Here is an 18,364-nt window from a genome sequence, read left to right as displayed (position 1 = left end):
GACACCGGAGGCCGCGGGGTCGTCGACCCCGCGGCCTCCGGCCACGTCCATCACCCGATCGGCGGTGGCTGTACCTCCACCGGTCCCGCCGGCTCCGCGCGCGGGCGCCGGGCCGGTCCGGTCGCGTTCCAGTCGGCGTGGACCGGAATGAGACCGAGTCCCCAGCCGCCGGCCACGAGCAGCCCCAGCGCCGCACCGTCGGTCAGCTGTCCCCGGACCACCAGGAGCCACCAGGCGAGCCCGGCCGCCGAGGCCGCCAGCACCCACCGCACCGGACGCCGTACCCGGAGGAACAGCCGCGCCCGGGCCCGTATTCGGGCCATCGGGCGCGTCTGCGCGTCTGTTCGCACGACCGCCCTCCCTTCGCTCGCCCCGGGCAGGGGCGCCCGGGAGTCGAGGCCGGGATCAGGCGGCGACCACGTCCATCGCGGCGGCCTTGGGCGACATGTTCGCCCGGTCGGTGCCGGGGGCGGGCAGCGGAACCGGTTCGAGTACCGGCCTCAGCAGATCACCTTCGGAGAGGGTGGCCATCGCCGCAAGTTCAGCGAGCGACAGTTCGTCGCTGACCTCGCGCATGACCTCGGACATCCGGACGTCGAGTGCGTCGCAGATGGCGGAGAGCAGCTCCGAGGAGGCCTCCTTCTGTCCCCGCTCGACCTCGGAGAGGTATCCGAGCGAAACCCTGGCTGCCGCCGACACCTCGCGGAGTGTGCGGCCCTGGCGCTGGCGCTGCCGACGCAGTACATCGCCCAGTAGGCGACGAAGCAGGATCATCGGTGCCTCCCTCCTCGGACTGCGGATCGAGATGTCACGACCCCACCGTACCGCCTTGCCCGCTTCGCGTGCGGGGACCCTGGTCGTGTTCACTCTGGGCTGCAAGGCCGTCCCCCTCCTTGTTCCGGTGTCGCACCCGGGTTCGCGGGCCCCTCGTGGTACCCGTAGCGACCCACCCGGCCACCGTCACGCAACTCGTTCGCCACCTGGTTTCTGCCCAACCAGGGTGTTGGATGTAACACGATCCTCCCGCTGTCCCATACCCGCGCGCCCGCCCGGCGATCCCGGTCGGTGGAGGCCCTCCCCACGGGCCCCGGTCGCGCGAAACCGGCCGGCCGTACGAACCGGCCTACCGCGCGAACCGACCGACCAGCAGCTCCAGCGCGGCGGTCACCGCTTCGTGACGGATTGTGGCACGACCGCCCGACAGCAGGGGAGAACTGACCAGAGTTCCCCCCGGGCCGGCGACGGCCAGGTGTACGGTGCCCACCGGCTGCCCGTCCTGCGGGTCCGGCCCGGCCACCCCGGTCGTCGCGAGCCCGTACGTGGCCCCCAGCAGTGCGCGCACGCCCTCGGCCATCTGTCGGGCCACCACCGGGTGGACCGGCCCGTACACGTCCAGCAGGCCCTCGTCCACCCCGAGCACCGAGGCCTTCAGCTCGGTCGCGTACGCGGTGACCGAGCCCCGGAAGGTCGCGGACGCCCCGGGGACGTCCACCAGCGCGGCGGCCAGCAGCCCCCCGGTCAGCGACTCGGCGACGGCGAGCGTGCCGCCCTCGGCCCGCAGCGCGGCGTGCGCCCGCTCGGCCAGTGCGAAGTCCCGCGCCGCCGCGTCCGGCGCCACCGCGTCCCGCACCGGCACGCCCCGCGCCGCCGCGCCGTGCTCCGCCACGTCCCGCTCCGACACCCGGTTCCCCCGTCGCTCAGCGGCCGGCCCGCGCCGCGGTCCGTCCCTCGCGGCGCAGGCGCAGCGCCTGCCCGATGTAGTCCAGCGCGGTGCCGACGGTCAGCAGTACCGCCAGCCCCATCAGGACCGCCCGCCCGGTGGCCAGCCAGCCGGTCAGGTCCAGTACGTACATGCCGACCGCGGTGCCCTGGGTCAGCGTCTTGAGCTTGCCGCCGCGGCTGGCCGGGATGACCCCGTAGCGGATCACCCAGAACCGCATCAGGGTGATGCCGAGCTCGCGGGCCAGGATCACCGCGGTGACCCACCAGGGCAGGTCGCCGAGCAGCGAGAGGCCGATCAGCGCCGAGCCCATGATCGCCTTGTCGGCGATCGGGTCGGCGATCTTCCCGAAGTCGGTGACCAGGCCCTTGCGCCGGGCCAGTTCACCGTCGAACAGGTCGGTGATCATCGCGATCGCGAACGAGGCCCAGGCGACCGAGCGCCACTTGGGGTCGTGCCCGCCGCCGGCGAACAGCAGCGCCACGAAGACCGGCACCAGCAGCACCCGAACCATCGTGAGCACGTTGGCGATGTTCCAGATCCCCGGGGTCGACGGCGCCGCGGCCACCGGTCTGCCCGGGTGGGCCGCGGCCGGGGCGCCGGGCCCCTTGGTCATTCCCCGGCTCCCGAGGCCTCGGCCCCCGACGTCCGGGGCAGTCGCACCTGCTCCAGCGCCTCGGCGATCAGGTCGACGCCCTCGCTGGCGACCACCTTGGCCCGCCAGAACTGGCCGACCGCGGGGGCCTCGACGCCCTCCAGGGTGGTCAGGCCGTCGGTCTCCGGCGCCTGGTGGGCGGAGCGGCCCTCGACCACGCCGTCCTCGATCGACTCGATCAGCACCTCGACCTCGGTGCCGATCCGCTGCTCGGCCCGCTGGGCGGTCATCTCCTCGGCCAGCCGGCTCAGCCGGTCCACCCGGTCGGCGATCACGTCGTCGGCGAGCTTGCCGTCGTAGGTCGCGGCCTCGGTGCCGTCCTCGTCCGAGTAGCCGAAGACGCCGATCGCGTCCAGCCCGGCGTGGGTGACGAAGCGCTCCAGCTCGGCGAAGTCCTCCTCGGTCTCACCGGGGAAGCCGACGATGAAGTTGGACCGGGCGCCGGCCTGCGGGGCCTTGCCGCGGATGGTGCCCAGCAGCTCCAGGAACTGGTCGGTGGAGCCGAAGCGGCGCATCCGGCGCAGCACGGCGGGCGCCGAGTGCTGGAAGGACAGGTCGAAGTAGGGCACCACGTCGGCGGTGCCGGTCATCGAGTCGACCAGGCCCGGGCGCATCTCGGCCGGCTGGAGGTAGGAGACCCGGACCCGCTCGACGCCCTCGATCGCGGAGATCTCGCCGAGCAGCGTCTCCAGCAGCCGGATGTCGCCGAGGTCCTTGCCGTACGAGGTGTTGTTCTCGCTCACCAGGACGATCTCGCGCACGCCCTGCCCGGCCAGCCACTGGGCCTCGTTGAGCACGTCGGAGGGGCGGCGGGAGATGAAGGAGCCGCGGAAGGCCGGGATGGCGCAGAAGGAGCAGCGCCGGTCGCAGCCGGAGGCGAGCTTGACGGAGGCGACCGGGCTGTCGTCCAGCCGCTTGCGCAGGGTGCGCGGGCCGGAGGCCGGGGCGAGGCCGTCGGGCAGGTCGGCGATGGGCTCGGCGGCGGCCTCGGTGCCGTGGCCGGGCAGGGCGACGGTCTCGGCGGCGCTCTGCCGCTCGGCGGGGCTGATCGGCAGCAGCTTGCGGCGGTCGCGCGGGAGGTGCGGGGCGTGGTGGCCGCCGGAGAGGATGGTCTGGAGGCGGTCGGAGATGTCCGCGTAGTCGTCGAAGCCGAGGACGCCGTCCGCCTCGGGGAGGGCGTCGGCGAGCTCCTTGCCGTACCGCTCGGCCATGCAGCCGACCGCGACGACGGCCTGGGTGCGGCCGTGCCCCTTGAGGTCGTTGGCCTCCAGCAGGGCGTCCACCGAGTCCTTCTTGGCGGCCTCGACGAAGCCGCAGGTGTTGACCACGGCGACGTCCGCTTCGGAGGCGTCGTCGACCAGCGACCAGCCGTCGGCCTCCAGTCGCCCGGCGAGTTCCTCGGAGTCCACCTCGTTGCGGGCGCATCCGAGCGTGACAAGGGCGACAGTACGGCGTTCAGGCATAGGCCCAAGATTAACGCGCGGGCTCCGGTGCCGTTCGCCCCGGAGGCCGCGCGCCTCGGATCAGCTGATCATCAGCGGGCCGGACGGCCCCTGTGGTCAGCCCGCCTGCGGGTCTCCGGGGGTGTACGTGACGTGCACCACCTGGCCGTCCTTGCCCAGGAGGCCGAGGTCCTTCCCGTTGACGTACGCGTGCACGGCCCCGCCGTTGCCGAGCACCAGCTTGATCTGCTTGGGGTCGGTGAAGGTCTGGTCCTGGCCGTTGCCGATGTTGTTCTGGAACAGCGACTTGCCGTTGCCGTCCATCGCCGAGACCCAGCTGGTGCCCTCGGCGACCAGCTTCACGGTGACCTTGTCGGCCGGGACGGCGGCGATCGCGGCGGCGCTCGGCACGGGCGCCGGCGGCTGGACGGCGGGGGTGGCGGCGGGGGCCACCGAGCCGGTCCCGGAGCCGCTGGGCAGCGGCGCGCTGGCCGAGCCGGTGGTGCCGTGCCCGCCCTTGCCGCTGACCAGGTTGAAGCCGATCAGCGCGACCACGGCGACGATCGCGGCGACCATGGCGGCCGCCCAGTTCGGCCGGCCGCGCCGGGGCACCTTGATCGGGCCGCTGTCGATCAGCTGGGTCGCCGGGCGCCTGGCGGCGGGCGGGCCGCCGTGCGCGGCGTCGTACCGGGCGACCAGCGCCTCGCCGTCCAGGCCGACCGCGCGGGCGATCAGCCGGATGTTCCCTCGGGCGTAGAAGTCGCCGCCGCAGCGGGCGAAGTCGTCCTCCTCGATGGCATGGACGATCGGCACCCGCACCCGGGTGGCGGTACTCACCTGGTCCACCGTGAGCCCCGCGTCGATCCGGGCGGTGGACAGCACCCGGCCGATGCTCGGGGCATCGGCCGCCTGCACCACGTCGTCGGTCGGCTCGACGGACGGCATGGCGTTCTCGCGGTCGGAGGACTTGCCGATGGTCACGGGGCACGCCTTTCGAGCGGATGGCCACCTGCTGGGGAACAGTCTAGGGGCGCGGGCGGATCGTTTCTCAAGCGGAACGGGCCGAATGCGCGCGCCCGGTCCGACCGGGGTCCGGCACGGCGCTGACGAACCGTCAGCGGAGCCGTGCGGGGGGAGCCCGGCGGTCGCTTTCCGCCGTGTGACGCGGCGTACGGACGTTCGGTTCCCCACACGGCGCCTACCCTCCTCCGAACGAGTGACACCTCGGTCAGGACACGGGCCGCCGGCCCCAGGGGTCGACCGTCAACCCCGAAGGGTGATCAGCACCCCGTCCAGCTCCTCCGGCTTCACCAGCACGTCGCGGGCCTTGGAGCCCTCGCTCGGGCCGACGATCCCGCGCGACTCCATCAGGTCCATCAGCCGGCCCGCCTTGGCGAAGCCGACCCGGAGCTTGCGCTGGAGCATCGAGGTCGAGCCGAACTGGGTGGAGACCACCAGCTCGGCCGCCTGGACCAGCAGGTCCAGGTCGTCGCCGATCTCCTCGTCGATCTCCTTCTTCGGCCCGGCCCCGACCATCACGTCGTCCCGGTAGACGGCGCTCAGCTGGTCCTTGCAGTGCTCCACCACCCTGGCGATCTCCGCCTCGGTGACGAACGCGCCCTGCATCCGGATCGGCTTGCTCGCGCCCATCGGCAGGAAGAGCGCGTCGCCCTTGCCGATCAGCTTCTCCGCGCCGGGCTGGTCCAGGATGACCCGGGAGTCGGCCATCGCGGAGGTCGCGAAGGCCAGCCGGGACGGCACGTTGGCCTTGATCAGGCCCGTGACCACGTCCACCGAGGGCCGCTGGGTGGCGAGCACCAGGTGGATGCCGGCCGCGCGGGCCAGCTGGGTGATCCGGACCACCGAGTCCTCGACGTCGCGCGGCGCGACCATCATCAGGTCGGCCAGCTCGTCGACGATCACCAGCAGGTACGGGTACGGCCTCAGCTCGCGCTCGCTGCCGAGCGGCGGGGTGACCTTGCCGGCCTTCACGGCGGCGTTGAAGTCGTCCACGTGCCGGAAGCCGAACGCCGCGAGGTCGTCGTAGCGCATGTCCATCTCGCGCACCACCCACTGGAGGGCCTCGGCGGCCTTCTTGGGGTTGGTGATGATCGGCGTGATCAGGTGCGGGATGCCCTCGTACGCGGTCAGCTCGACCCGCTTGGGGTCGACCAGCACCATCCGCACCTCGTCGGGGGTGGCCCGGGCGAGGATCGAGGTGATCAGGCAGTTGATGCAGGAGGACTTTCCGGCGCCGGTCGCGCCGGCCACCAGGATGTGCGGCATCTTGGCGAGGTTGGCCATCACGGTGTGGCCCTCGACGTCCTTGCCCATGCCGACGACCATCGGGTGCGTGTCCTCGGCGGCCGTGCGCGAGCGCAGCAGGTCGCCGAGGTTGACCATCTCGCGGTCCCGGTTGGGGATCTCGATGCCGACCGCGGACTTGCCCGGGATCGGGCTGATGATCCGCACGTCCGGGCTGGCCACCGCGTACGCGATGTTCTTGGCGAGCGCGGTGATCCGCTCCACCTTGACGGCCGGGCCGAGCTCGACCTCGTAGCGGGTGACCGTCGGGCCCCGGGTGAAGCCGGTGACCTTGGCGTCCACCTTGAACTCGGCGAAGGTGCCGGTCAGCTGGGCGACCACCTCGTCGTTGAGGGCGCTGCGGGCCTTGGCCGGGCCGCCGCGCTCCAGCAGGTCGAGCGAGGGCAGCGCGTAGGTGACGCCCTCGCCGAGCTGGAGCTGCTCCATCCGCACCGGCGCCGCGCCGTGCTCCTCGGGCGCGCCCGGCCCGCCGCTGCGGGCGGCCGGGACGGCGGCCTCCTCCGGCGGGGCGGTGCGGTCCTGCACCTGGTGCATCATGTCCGCCACCGCGGAGGAGGCGGGCACCCCGTAGACCAGCGCGCCGTCCAGGTCGGCGGCCGCGCCGGCGGCGAGGTCGCGGGTGGCGTACGGGTCCAGCGGCTCCTTGTCGAGGGAGATCCGCTCGGCGTCCTCCGGCTCGTCGGTCTGCTTGCGCCGACGGCGGCGCCGGCGGGCGGCCACCTCGTCCGAGGGGTCGTCACTGCCGGTGTCCACGGTGAACGGCAGCGCGTCGGGGTCGGCGTCCTCCGGCGGGTCGGTGGACAGCTCGCGCTCCGGCGTGCGCCCCCAGAGCTGCTCGTCCTCGGGCCCGGGCTCGACCACGCCGAGCCGTATGCCGACCCCGCGCACCCGGTCGCCGATCCGGTTGATCGGGGTGGCGGTGACCACCAGCAGGCCGAAGAAGGCCAGCAGCAGGAGCAGCGGCACGGCGAGCGCCGGTCCGGCGGCGGCCATCATCGGGGTGGAGACGGCCCAGCCGATGATCCCGCCGGCCGCCCGTATCCGGGAGGCGCCGCTGCCCATCATGGGCGCGCCGCAGCCGATGTGGACCAGGCCGAGGACGCCGACCAGCAGCGCGCTCAGCCCGATCATGATCCGGCCGTTGGCCTCCGGCAGCTCCGGGTGGCGCCAGAGCCGGATCGCCATCGCGGCCAGCAGGAACGGCACCAGCACGTCGAGCCGGCCGAACAGCCCGGAGACCACGGCGGTGGCGCCCTCGCCCAGCCAGCCCTGCGGGCTGAACCAGGTGCCGGCCGCGGTCACCAGCGCGAGCCCGAACAGCAGCAGGCCCACGCCGTCCTTGCGGTGGGCCGGGTGCAGGTTCTTGGCCCCGTCGCCGAAGCCCCGGAAGATCGCGGCGATCGGGCTGCCCAGGGCGTTGAGCGTGCCCATCAGCACCGACCTGGACGGCTTCGGCGGGGGCGGGGCCTGCTTGGCCGCGGCCTTCTTCGCGGGGGCCGCCTTCTTCGCCGCCGCCTTCTTCGCGGGCGGCTTGCCCGGGGCCTTCGCCGCGGCCTTCCTGGACGCTCCCGGACTCGTCTTACGTGCTGCGTTCCCGGGCGTGCGAGTGGCCATGGGTCAGCAGCCTACCGGGGCGGGCGACCAGTGCACATGTGCCCGAGCCCGGGCGCCCGGACGTGTCGCAGACACACCGTCACCCTGACCGGGATTCACCCGGTCGCAGCACACTGGACCACCCGGACGGGTGAACGCCGACCGCGGGTCAGGAACTGCCCGGACGCATCGCGTCCAGGGCCCGGCGCAGCCCCGCGAGCTTGCGCTCCAGGTGCGCGGCGGTGGCGGCCACCCCGGCGTCCTCGCCCCCGTCCAGCTGCTTGCCGAGCGCCTCCGCCTGCTCCTCGACCGCCGCCAGCCGCGCGGACAGCTCGCCCAGCAGCGCCCCGCCGAGGGCCTGCTCGCCGCCGCCCTCCTCCAGCTGCAGGCGCAGCAGCGCCGCCTGCTCCTTCAGCTGGCAGTTCTTCGCGTACAGGTCGACGAAGACGGAGACCTTGGCGCGCAGCACCCACGGGTCGAAGGGCTTGGAGATGTAGTCCACCGCGCCGGCCGCGTAGCCGCGGAAGGTGTGGTGCGGACCGTGGTTGATCGCGGTCAGGAAGATGATCGGGATGTCCCGGGTGCGCTCCCGGCGCTTGATGTGGGCGGCCGTCTCGAAGCCGTCCATCCCCGGCATCTGCACGTCCAGCAGGATCACCGCGAAGTCGTCGGTGAGCAGCGCCTTCAGCGCCTCCTCACCGGAGGCCGCGCGCACCAGCGTCTGGTCCAGCGCCGAGAGGATCGCCTCCAGCGCCAGCAGGTTCTCCGGTCGGTCGTCGACCAGGAGGATCTTGGCCTTCTGCATCAGGGCTCGCCCTCCTGTCGCCTGCCTGCCGCCCGGTGCAGGCACCCGCGTACTGCCCACCGCTACCCCGGTCATGCTAGCCGCACCCCCTCGCCCGGCACATCGCCCCGTCGTGACCCGATCCGGGGCGGCGCGCAGTCAGTGCTCCGGCGCACGCTCACCAGCGTGTTGCCGTCCGGTCACTGTTCGCAACGATCGGTGACCCTACCGGGTTCCCGGGCCCGACCGCCAGCAAACCGGCCGACCGACCGGCGTGAACCCCGGGGCCCGGGCCGGGGTTCACGCCTCCCCCCGGGTCACGCCCGGTCGCCGCTCAACCACTCGTGCATGACCGACAGCAGGTGGTCGGTCTCCACCGGCTTGGTGATGTGGTCGGTGGCGCCCGCCTGCAGCGACTTCTCCCGGTCGCCCTTCATCGCCTTGGCGGTCAGCGCGATGATCGGCAGGCCGGCGAACTGGGGCATCCGGCGGATCGCCTCGGTGGTCGCGTAGCCGTCCATCTCCGGCATCATGATGTCCATCAGGACCAGCGCCACACTCTCGTGCTGCTCCAGCATCTCGATGCCCTCGCGGCCGTTCTCCGCGTACAGGACGGTCAGGCCGTGCTGCTCCAGCACGCTGGTGAGGGCGAACACGTTGCGGACGTCGTCGTCCACGATCAGCACCTGCTGGCCGTCGAAGCGGCGGCCGCCGCCGGCCGGGCGGGGCGGTACGGGCTCCACCGTCCGTGGCCCTGCGGCGCTCTCCAGGGCGGCGCTGCGCCGGCGCTCCACCGCGCCGCGGCGGCGCTCCTCGGCCAGCTCGCGGACCTCCTGGGCCCAGTGGTCGGCCGGGTTCTCGCCGACCGGCACCGGCAGGCCCACCGGGGTCACCCCGACCGAGGCCCGCGGCGCCAGGCTGCCCGGGGCGCCCTGGCGCGGGTCGCCGACGGGCTCCGGGGCCTCGGTGCGCAGCGGCAGGTAGAGCGTGAAGGTCGAGCCCTTGCCCAGCTCGCTCTCGGCGTGGATCTCGCCGCCGAGCAGCCGGGCGATCTCCCGGCTGATGGACAGGCCGAGGCCGGTTCCGCCGTACTTGCGGCTGGTGGTGCCGTCGGCCTGCTTGAACGCCTCGAAGATCTCCCGCAGCTTGTTGTCGGGGATGCCGATGCCGGTGTCGGAGACCGAGAAGGCGATCAGCTCGTCGTCCGGGCCCTGGATCGAGCCGGACTCCAGCAGCCGCTCGCGCACGTGCTGCGGGACCTCCCGGCCGGCCTGGCGGATCGAGAAGTCGACGGCTCCGGCGTCGGTGAACTTCACCGCGTTGGAGATCAGGTTGCGCAGCACCTGCTGGAGCCGCTGCTCGTCGGTGTGCAGGGTGACCGGCAGGGCGGGCGAGACCCGGACGGCGAAGTCCAGGTTCTTGTCCAGCGCGACGGGCTGGAAGGTGGCCTCGACGTAGTCGACCAGCTGGACCAGGGCGATCCGGGCCGGGCGGACGTCCATCTTCCCGGCCTCGACCTTGGACAGGTCGAGGATGTCGTTGATCAGCTGGAGCAGGTCGGAACCCGCGCCGTGGATGGTGTCGGCGAACTCGACCTGCTTGGGCGAGAGGTTGCCCTCGTTGTTGTCGGAGAGCAGCTTGGCCAGGATCAGCAGCGAGTTGAGCGGGGTGCGCAGCTCGTGCGACATGTTGGCGAGGAACTCGCTCTTGTACCGGGAGGCCAGGGCGAGCTGCTCGGCGCGCTCCTCCAGGACCTGCCGGGCCTCCTCGATCTCGCCGTTCTTGATCTCGATGTCGCGGTTCTGCTGGGCGAGTTGCTCGGCCTTCTCCTGCAACTCCTCGTTGGTGCGCTCCAGTTCCTCCTGGCGGGCTTCCAACTCGGCGGACCGCATCGAGAGTTCGGCGGTCAGCCGCTGGGACTCCAGCAGCAGGCCCTCGGTCTTGGTGTTGACGCTGATGGTGTTGACGGTGACGCCGATCAGGTCGGCGATCTGGTTCAGGAAGTCCAGCGCGACGGTGGTGAAGGAGCTGAAGGTGGCCAGCTCGATCACGCCCAGCAGCCGGCCCTCGAACAGCACCGGCAGCACCACGATGTGGGCCGGGGAGGCCTCGCCGAGACCGGAGGCGATCTTCAGGTACCCGGGCGGCGCCTCCTTGAGGATGATCGCCCGCTTCTCCACCGCGGCCTGGCCGATCAGCGACTCGCCGGGCCGGAAGGTGGTCGGCATCGCCCGCCGCTGGTAGCCGTAGCTGCCGATCAGGCGCAGCACGGTGTCGTTCTCGTCGTCGTCCTCGGTGATCAGCTCGGCGGTGCGGCCGGCCGGCTGGGCGAGGAAGAAGGCGCCGTGCTGGGCCGAGACCACCGGGGTCAGCTCGGTCATGATCAGCGAGGCGACGGCCTCCAGGTCCCGGCGGCCCTGGAGCAGGCCGGAGATCCGGGCCAGGTTGGTCTTGAGCCAGTCCTGCTCCTGGTTGGTGCGGGTGGTCTCGCGCAGGTTGGCGATCATCTGGTTGATGTTGTCCTTGAGCTCGTCGAGCTCGCCCGCGGCGTCCACGTCGATCCGCAGGCTCAGGTCGCCCCTGGTGACCGCGGTGGCGACCTGGGCGATCGCGCGCACCTGCCGGGTCAGGTTGTTGGCCAGTTCGTTCACCGACTCGGTGAGGTCCTGCCAGGTGCCGTCCACGCCGGGTACCCGGGCCTGGCCGCCGAGCCGTCCGTCGGTGCCCACCTCTCGGGCGACCCGGGTGACCTCGTCGGCGAACGCGGAGAGCTGGTCGACCATGGTGTTGATGCTGGTCTTGAGCTGGAGGATCTCGCCGCGCGCGTCGACGTCGATCTTCTGCGAGAGGTCGCCGCGGGCCACCGCGGTGATCACCAGCGCGATGTTCCGCACCTGGCCGGTGAGGTTGTTGGCCATCAGGTTGACGTTGTCGGTCAGGTCCTTCCAGATGCCGGCCACGCCCGGCACGCTCGCCTGGCCGCCCAGGGTGCCGTCGGTGCCGACCTCGCGGGCCACCCGGGTGACCTCCACCGCGAAGGAGGACAGCTGGTCGACCATGGTGTTGAGGGTCGCGGCGAGCGCCGCCACCTCGCCCTGCGCGTCGATCGCGATCTTCTTGGAGAGGTCGCCACGGGCCACCGCACCGGCGACCTCGGCGATGTTGCGCACCTGTCCGGTCAGGTTCGACGCCATGAAGTTGACGTTGTCGGTCAGGTCCTTCCAGATGCCCGACACCCCGCGCACCCGGGCCTGGCCGCCCAGGATGCCCTCGGTGCCCACCTCGCGGGCCACCCGGGTCACCTCGTCGGCGAACGCCGACAGCTGGTCGACCATGGTGTTGACGGTCGTCACCAGCTCCAGGATCTCGCCCCGGGCGTCGACGGTGATCTTCTTGGAGACGTCGCCGCGCGCCACCGCCGTGGTCACCTCGGCGATGTTCCGGACCTGGCTGGTCAGGTTGTTGGCCATCAGGTTGACGGAGTTGGTCAGGTCCTTCCAGATGCCGGCCACGCCGGGCACGCTGGCCTGGCCGCCGAGGATGCCCTCGGTGCCGACGTCCCGGGCGACCCGGGTGACCTCGTCCGCGAAGGCGCCCAGCTGGTCCACCATCGTGTTGATGGTGTTCTTCAGCTCCAGGATCTCCCCGCGCGCGTCCACCTGGATCTTCTGCGACAGGTCGCCCTTGGCGACCGCGGTCGTCACCTGGGCGATGTTGCGCACCTGATCGGTGAGGTTGTTCGCCATGAAGTTGACGTTGTCGGTCAGGTCCCGCCAGACCCCGGCCGCCCCGGGCACCTGGGCCTGCCCGCCGAGCCGCCCCTCGGTGCCCACCTGGCGGGCCACCCTGGTCACCTGCTCGGCGAAGCCGGAGAGCTGGTCGACCATCGTGTTGATGGTGTTCTTCAGCTCCAGCATCTCGCCGCGCGCGTCCACCTCGATCTTCTGCGAGAGGTCCCCGCGCGCCACCGCCGTGGTCACCTGGGCGATGTTGCGGACCTGGCCGGTCAGGTTGTCGGCCATGAAGTTCACCGAGTCGGTCAGGTCCCGCCAGACCCCGGCCACGCCCGGCACCTGGGCCTGACCGCCGAGCCGGCCCTCCGTCCCCACGTCCCTGGCCACCCCGGTGACCTGCGCGGCGAACCCGTTCAGCTGGTCCACCATCGTGTTGACGGTGTTCTTCAGCTCCAGCATCTCGCCGGCCACCTCGACGGTGACCTTGCGGGACAGGTCGCCCTTGGCGACCGCCGTGGTCACCTGGGCGATGTTGCGGACCTGGGCGGTCAGCCGGCCCGCCATGGTGTTGACCGAGTCCGCCAGGTCCTTCCAGCTCCCGGACACGCTGCGGACCTTGGCCTGGCCGCCGAGCTTGCCCTCGGTACCGACCTCGCGGGCCACCCGGGTCACCTCGTCGGTGAACTCGGAGAGCTGGTCCACCAGCCCGTTGACGGTCCGCCCGATCTTCAGGTACTCGCCGCGCAGCGGGTGGCTCACCCCGTTGCTGTGCAGCGAGCGCAGCTCCATCTTCTGGTCCAGGTCGCCCTCGGCGATCGAGGTGAGCACCCGGCCCACATCGGCCATCGGGCGGGCCAGGTCGTCGATCAGCGCGTTGCAGTTGTCGACCGCCGCCATCCAGGCGCCCTCGCCCGCGCCGGTCTCCAGCCGCTCGTTCAGCCGGCCCTCGCGGCCCACCGCCCGGCGGACCCGCGCCAGCTCACCGGTCAGGTGCTGGTTGCGCTCGGCGACCTCGTTGAAGACCGCGGCGATCTCGGCCAGCGGCCCGTCCCCGGGGACGGTCAGCCGGCGGCGGAAGTTGCCGTCCCGCATCGCGGTCAGCGCCGACAGCAGCTTGCGCAGCTCGGCGGGCTCCGCGCCACGGTTGTGACTCACCCGCCGACCGGCCGCGTTCCGCGGCGCGGCCCCGGGGCGCCCACCGCGCGGGGCGGGCGGCGTCGTTCCGGTTGCGTCCTTGGTGGCCGAACTCAACGGGCCCCTCCCACATCGTGAACTGTCCGGTGACCGACCCGTGCCGGTGCGGCACGCACCCGGGCACCGGCCCGGTCGGGCTGCGTACCGGCGGCCCGCGGCGCGCCGGCACCCCGACGACCGTACTGCTCCCACCGGCCGTCGCGGACCCCCCAGTCTGGCAGCACCGGCACCGGGTGAAGGGCCGGTTGCGCTCGGTTCGTACCGCACCGTCCGAAACAGGTGGGCAGAATCACCCTCTGGTGCCAGTTTCGACTCCCCGCCCCCACGGGGAACCAAGCGGAAAGTAGGGTGGAGCGCTGCACCGGGCCACGGCCCGACCCAGCGCCGCCGCTCACCCCGACGGCGCGCACGGGGAGTCGGCGCCGCGCCCCCGGACAGCCAGGGCAAGAGCAGCAGAGGAGAAGTGGCAACGTGGTCACCGCGCGCGCAGCCGCCACCTTCGACCCCGACGGCCGGTCCGCGGCCGCCGCACGGGGCTTCGTCCGGGACGCGCTGCTCGGCTGGGGGCTGCCCGAGGTCGTCGACGACGCGGTCGTGCTGGTCAGCGAGCTCGTCACCAACGCCGTCGTGCACGCCGGCACCGCCGCCGAGGTCTGCTGCCTGCGCGAGGAGGAGAGCGTCCGGATCGAGGTCACCGACCACCACCCCGAGCGCGGCCTGCCCTCGCTCGGCGACGGTCCGGTCGTCGACTCCGACCGCTACGCCGACCCGGACGGCGAGGGCGGCCGCGGCCTGCTGATGTGCTCCGCCCTCGCCGAACGGTGGGGCGTCGAGTACGCGGCCGGCCGCAAGACCGTCTGGTTCCGCCTCGCCCTGCCCGTACACGTGTCCGGCACCCGCTACGCCGTTCCCGCGACCCCCGGCAGCGACCTGCCCAGCGGCCCGGGCCCGGTGCACGTCGCCGTCGTCCAGCTCGACGAGGACGGCCGGGTGCTGGCCTGGAACCCGGACGCCGAGGCGCTCTTCCAGCACCCCGCCGCCACCGTCCTCGGCCGTCCCTGGGCCGACCTCGCGGTCTGGCCGCAGGCCCCCGCCCGCGGCCTCGGCCTGACCGACACCCTGCGGATGGCCCGCTGGGAGGGCGGCTACGGCGTCCGCCGCCAGGACGGCCGCGAGGTCGAGGTGTACGGCGTCCAGGTCCGGCTGCGCGACACCGAGGGCGTCCCCTCCACCCTCTGCCTGCTCGTCCTCGAACCCGACCGCGCGGTGCTGCGCTCCCCCGCCCGCGCCCTGCCCGGCGAGCGCCCCGACCCGGCCGGCCCCCGGCTCGACCTGCTGGCCGGCCCGGTCGCCACCGACGACCTCGACACCCTGCTGCAGCGCACCGTCGAACGCGCCCGCGACCTGCTCGACGGCGACGCCGCGTACCTGCTGCTCACCACCGACGACGAGGCCGAGTTCGAGGTCCGCGCCGCCACCGGACTCACCTCCGGGCACCGCCGACACGCCCGCTTCCCGGTCGGCACCGGCAACCGCTACGACTCCGCCCGGCTGCCCTCCGTCCACGAGGACCTCGCCACCCGGCCCACCGGCCTGCCGTTGCTCTCCGACAGCGGCATGCGCTCCCTGATCACCGTCCCGCTCAAGGTCGAGGGCCGGCTGATCGGCTCGCTCGGCATCGCCGCCGCCGTGCCCGGCCGCTACGACAACGAGGACGCGCTGCGCCTCCAGTTCGCCGCCGACCGGGTCGCCCTCGCCGTCGAGAGCACCCGGCTGACCGAGCTCGAACAGCTGCGCCGCGGCTCGCTCTCCTTCCTGGTCGAGGCCTCCGACCTGCTGGCCGGCACCCTCGAACACGAGCAGACCCTCGCGCTGATGGCCCAGATGGCCGTCCCCACCCTCGCCTCCTGGTGCGCCGTCTACACCACCGCCGACCACGCCTCCCCGGCCCGGCTCGCCTTCGTCCTGCACGAGGACGAGGACCGCATCGACCCGCTGCGCGCCCTGCTCGACAAGACCCCCGTCCCGGAGGCCGGCCCCTCGCACGGCGTCCGGTTCTGGACGGCCCCCGCCGAGACCGCCGAGGCCGGCGGCCTCACCGACGGCCCGGACCTCGCGGGCCTGCTCGGCGAGACCGTCGTCCTCGCGCTGACCGCCCGCAACCGCGTCATCGGCCTGCTGGTGCTCGGCGTCCCGGCCGGCGTCCGGTTCCGCCAGGAGATCCTCGAACTCGCCGAGGACCTCTCCCGCCGGGCCGCCCTCGCCCTGGACAACTCCCGCCTCTACTCCGAGCGCACCGCCACCAGCCAGGCCCTCCAGCGCAGCCTGCTCCCGCCGGACCTGCCGGAGATCCCCGGCGTCGAGGTGGACGTCTACTACCAGGCGGCCGGCGAGGGCAACGAGGTCGGCGGCGACTTCTACGACCTGTTCACCATCCGCGAGGGCACCTACGGCTTCGCCATCGGCGACGTCTGCGGCACCGGCCCCGAGGCCGCCTCGGTCACCGGCCTGGCCCGGCACTCACTGCGGCTGCTCGCCCGCGAGGGCCTGGACGCCCCGCAGGTGCTGCGCCGGCTCAACGCGGCCATCCTGGACGAGGGTTCGCGCAGCCGCTTCCTCACCCTGCTCTACGGCGAACTGACGCCCCTTCCGGACGGCAGCACCGAGCTCTCCCTGGTCTGCGCCGGCCATCCGCTGCCGCTGCGACTGCGCACCGACGGCCAGGTCGACCGCGCCGCCACCCCGCAGCCGCTGCTCGGCGTCATGGACGACCTCGACCTCACCGCCGAGCGCCTGGTGCTCGCGCCCGGCGAGGTCCTGCTCTGCGTCACCGACGGGGTCACCGAACGCCGCGAGGGCCGGCGGATGCTGGGCGACGACGGCCTCGCCGAGGTGCTCACCGGCTGTACCGGGCTGACGGCCGGAGCGGTCGCGGCTCGGGTGCAGCGCGCGGTCGAGCGCTTCGCCCCGGAGCCGCCGTCCGACGACATGGCGATCCTGACCCTGCGGGTGCCCACCCGGCGTCAGGTGTGAGCGGTCATCCGCTGACGCAGTCACAAATTGTTATATTCACAATGGTACAAGCGCCTTCGGCCGGGTAGACCGATCCCACCGGGGAATCCCCCGGCCGGGACGTGACCGGCGGCTCTCCGCCGGCCCACCACGTCCGCCGGCCCATCACCTTCGACCGCAGCCGCGCACGCTCACAGCCGTGCGCCCTCGGCGCGGTCGCGCGCGGCCCTCATCCCCACTCCTTCTCTCCACCTCTCTGCACTCCTCTCCGCACTCATCCGGACGACACCACAGCGTCACTGCGCCCTGCGCGCGCCCAGAGTGAAAGGAGCCTCCGGTGAGCAACGAAGCTACCGGGGCAACGAACGCCCGCTCCACCGGAGCCGACGCGGGTAACCTTGGCTACCTCGCGCTCGGTCTCACACTGCTCGCCTACGGCCTGCTCTCCACCGGCGTCCTGCACGGCGCCGGAGTCGGGAACGCGGCCGACCTCGCCCTCCTCCTCGGCGGCGTCACCCTCTTCATCGCGGGCCTCTGGCAGCTCCGCGGCGGCGAGGGCTTCACCGGAACCGCCTTCACCAGCCTCGGCGCCTTCTGGGCGGCCTGGTCCGCGGCCGGCGGAGCCGGCAAGAACGCCGCCGGCCTCTTCCTGCTGCTGTGGGCCCTGCTCGGCCTCACCCTGACCGCCGCGAGCTGGGGCGCCGGCCTGCTCGGCCGCGCCGTCTACGGCCTGCTGACGGTCTCCCTGGTGCTCTCCGCCGTCGCCAGCTTCGGCGGCTACGGCGGCCTGGCCAAGACCGGCGGCTGGATCGCGGCCGCCTCCGGGCTCGCCGCCTGGTACCGGGCCACCTCCGCACTGAGCAACGGCTCCTGGGGAAAGCTCGCCCTGCCGGTCAAGTGACCGTCGGTTCAGCCCACCTGCTCCAGCCGCTCCTCGGCGGCGCTGAGGGGCCGGACCTCCGTCCCGGCGGAGGCCCGGCCCCGGCGCCGTGCCGCCACCGCCAACGCGGCGTAGGCCAGGAGCAGGATCGCCACCGCCACGATGCCGTCCAGCCAGAAGTGGTTGGCCGTCACCACGACCACGGCCACCGTCAGCACCGGGTGCAGCACCATCACCCATCGCAGCGAACTGCGCGACACCCGGATCACCGCGACCGCCGCCAGCACGCACCAGGCGACGTGCACCGAGGGCATCGCCGACAGCTGGTCGGCCACCAGCACACCGCCGACCGCGCCACCGTACACGGACTGCCCGTACTGGGCGGCCACGTCGACGAAGCCGCTCTCCGGGAGCATCCGCGGCGGCGCCACCGGGATGAACTGCACCAGCAGACAGACCGCGGTCGTGATCACCACCGTGTTGCGCACCCACGCGTAGCGCTCGCGGTGCCGCACGAACACCCAGAGCAGGACGCCTAGCATCACGGCGAAGTGCATGGCCGCGTAGTAGTAGTTCGCCAGCCTCACCAGCACCGGGTACGGCGTGACCGCCTTCTGCCAGGAGGCCTCGTCCGGCAGTCCGATCACCTGCTCGGTGTGGTGGATCCAGCTCGCGCGGTCCAGCGCGTGGTCCGTACTCATCACCGAGAGGTGCCCGACCAGCTGCCAGAGGGCGAACAGCGCCAGCAGCGTGCCGGCCTCCCGCAACAGCGCGGACAGCGCCGGCTTCCGGCCCTTCGCCGCGGCGTACGCGCCCGCGTAGAGGCCGACGGAGACGGCCCCGGCGGACTGCCAGGTCAGGGTCAGGTTCTGCATTGGCAGAGGGTAACGCAAAAAGCCCCTTCCCGGATGGGAAGGGGCTTTTCGGAATAATTGTTCGGCGGCGTCCTACTCTCCCACAGGGTCCCCCCTGCAGTACCATCGGCGCTGTAAGGCTTAGCTTCCGGGTTCGGAATGTAACCGGGC

General features: G+C 72.7%; 12 protein-coding genes and 1 rRNA gene. 2 read left to right on the top strand and 11 right to left on the bottom strand.

Going from position 1 to position 18,364, the window contains the following annotated elements; genetic code table 11:
* Nucleotides 1–50: 50 nt before the first annotated feature.
* The 9 genes from ACFVXH_RS31950 to ACFVXH_RS31910 form a co-directional block, all read right to left on the bottom strand.
* The gene (locus tag ACFVXH_RS31950) at nucleotides 51–350 is read right to left on the bottom strand and encodes a hypothetical protein (protein ID WP_234348721.1); all 300 of its coding nucleotides are present in this window, start codon (nucleotides 348–350) and stop codon (nucleotides 51–53) included.
* A 55-nt stretch (nucleotides 351–405) separates the two neighbouring features.
* Entirely contained in the window at nucleotides 406–774 is a 369-nt protein-coding gene (locus tag ACFVXH_RS31945) for a helix-turn-helix domain-containing protein (protein WP_049660741.1), read from the bottom strand.
* A 349-nt stretch (nucleotides 775–1,123) separates the two neighbouring features.
* Nucleotides 1,124–1,618 carry a CinA family protein gene (locus tag ACFVXH_RS31940; RefSeq protein WP_199823226.1) on the bottom strand — a complete coding sequence of 165 codons (495 nt, stop codon included), beginning with the start codon at nucleotides 1,616–1,618 and terminating at the stop codon, nucleotides 1,124–1,126.
* Nucleotides 1,619–1,697: 79 nt separating this feature from the next.
* Entirely contained in the window at nucleotides 1,698–2,336 is a 639-nt protein-coding gene (gene pgsA, locus ACFVXH_RS31935) for a CDP-diacylglycerol--glycerol-3-phosphate 3-phosphatidyltransferase (protein ID WP_049660306.1), read from the bottom strand.
* Complete coding sequence (rimO, locus tag ACFVXH_RS31930) at nucleotides 2,333–3,838, bottom strand: 30S ribosomal protein S12 methylthiotransferase RimO (protein WP_049660304.1); 1,506 nt, start codon at nucleotides 3,836–3,838, stop codon at nucleotides 2,333–2,335. Before rimO ends, pgsA begins: the two co-directional genes overlap by 4 nt.
* A 96-nt stretch (nucleotides 3,839–3,934) precedes the next feature.
* The gene (locus ACFVXH_RS31925) at nucleotides 3,935–4,798 is read right to left on the bottom strand and encodes a helix-turn-helix domain-containing protein (protein WP_375877275.1); all 864 of its coding nucleotides are present in this window, start codon (nucleotides 4,796–4,798) and stop codon (nucleotides 3,935–3,937) included.
* 282 nt (nucleotides 4,799–5,080) lie between these two features.
* Entirely contained in the window at nucleotides 5,081–7,756 is a 2,676-nt protein-coding gene (locus ACFVXH_RS31920) for a DNA translocase FtsK (RefSeq protein ID WP_049659043.1), read from the bottom strand.
* Nucleotides 7,757–7,904: 148 nt separating this feature from the next.
* Entirely contained in the window at nucleotides 7,905–8,543 is a 639-nt protein-coding gene (locus ACFVXH_RS31915; protein ID WP_049659044.1) for a response regulator, read from the bottom strand.
* Between the two features lie 293 nt (nucleotides 8,544–8,836).
* Complete coding sequence (locus tag ACFVXH_RS31910; protein WP_074005718.1) at nucleotides 8,837–13,345, bottom strand: hybrid sensor histidine kinase/response regulator; 4,509 nt, start codon at nucleotides 13,343–13,345, stop codon at nucleotides 8,837–8,839.
* A 573-nt stretch (nucleotides 13,346–13,918) separates the two neighbouring features.
* On the opposite strand from ACFVXH_RS31910, the gene ACFVXH_RS31905 reads away from it, so the two are divergent.
* Together ACFVXH_RS31905 and ACFVXH_RS31900 are read left to right on the top strand one after the other, a co-directional pair.
* Nucleotides 13,919–16,480 (top strand): SpoIIE family protein phosphatase, encoded by a 2,562-nt coding sequence (locus ACFVXH_RS31905; protein WP_387829376.1) that lies wholly within the window; start codon nucleotides 13,919–13,921, stop codon nucleotides 16,478–16,480.
* Between the two features lie 316 nt (nucleotides 16,481–16,796).
* Nucleotides 16,797–17,360, top strand: a complete 564-nt coding sequence (locus ACFVXH_RS31900) for a GPR1/FUN34/YaaH family transporter (protein WP_049658771.1) — start codon at nucleotides 16,797–16,799, stop codon at nucleotides 17,358–17,360.
* 8 nt (nucleotides 17,361–17,368) lie between these two features.
* On the opposite strand, the gene ACFVXH_RS31895 is transcribed toward ACFVXH_RS31900, so the two are convergent.
* A complete protein-coding gene (locus tag ACFVXH_RS31895; RefSeq protein WP_387829374.1) occupies nucleotides 17,369–18,214 on the bottom strand; it encodes a phosphatase PAP2 family protein in 846 nt (281 codons plus the stop codon).
* A 59-nt stretch (nucleotides 18,215–18,273) separates the two neighbouring features.
* Nucleotides 18,274–18,364: ribosomal RNA gene (gene rrf, locus ACFVXH_RS31890) — 5S ribosomal RNA — on the bottom strand; the annotation flags it as partial.

It is taken from the genome of Kitasatospora sp. NPDC058184 (assembly GCF_042883725.1).
Taxonomy (GTDB): domain Bacteria; phylum Actinomycetota; class Actinomycetes; order Streptomycetales; family Streptomycetaceae; genus Kitasatospora.
This window is presented reverse-complemented; position numbering and strand designations above follow the sequence as displayed.

Excerpts from the sequence above, each read along its gene's own strand:
- pgsA (WP_049660306.1), bottom strand. The coding sequence starts at position 2,336 with ATGACCAAGGGGCCCGGCGCCCCGGCCGCGGCCCACCCGGGCAGACCG.
- ACFVXH_RS31895 (WP_387829374.1), bottom strand. The coding sequence starts at position 18,214 with ATGCAGAACCTGACCCTGACCTGGCAGTCCGCCGGGGCCGTCTCCGTC.
- ACFVXH_RS31910 (WP_074005718.1), bottom strand. The coding sequence starts at position 13,345 with ATGCGGGACGGCAACTTCCGCCGCCGGCTGACCGTCCCCGGGGACGGG.
- rimO (WP_049660304.1), bottom strand. The coding sequence starts at position 3,838 with ATGCCTGAACGCCGTACTGTCGCCCTTGTCACGCTCGGATGCGCCCGC.
- ACFVXH_RS31945 (WP_049660741.1), bottom strand. The coding sequence starts at position 774 with ATGATCCTGCTTCGTCGCCTACTGGGCGATGTACTGCGTCGGCAGCGC.
- ACFVXH_RS31920 (WP_049659043.1), bottom strand. The coding sequence starts at position 7,756 with ATGGCCACTCGCACGCCCGGGAACGCAGCACGTAAGACGAGTCCGGGA.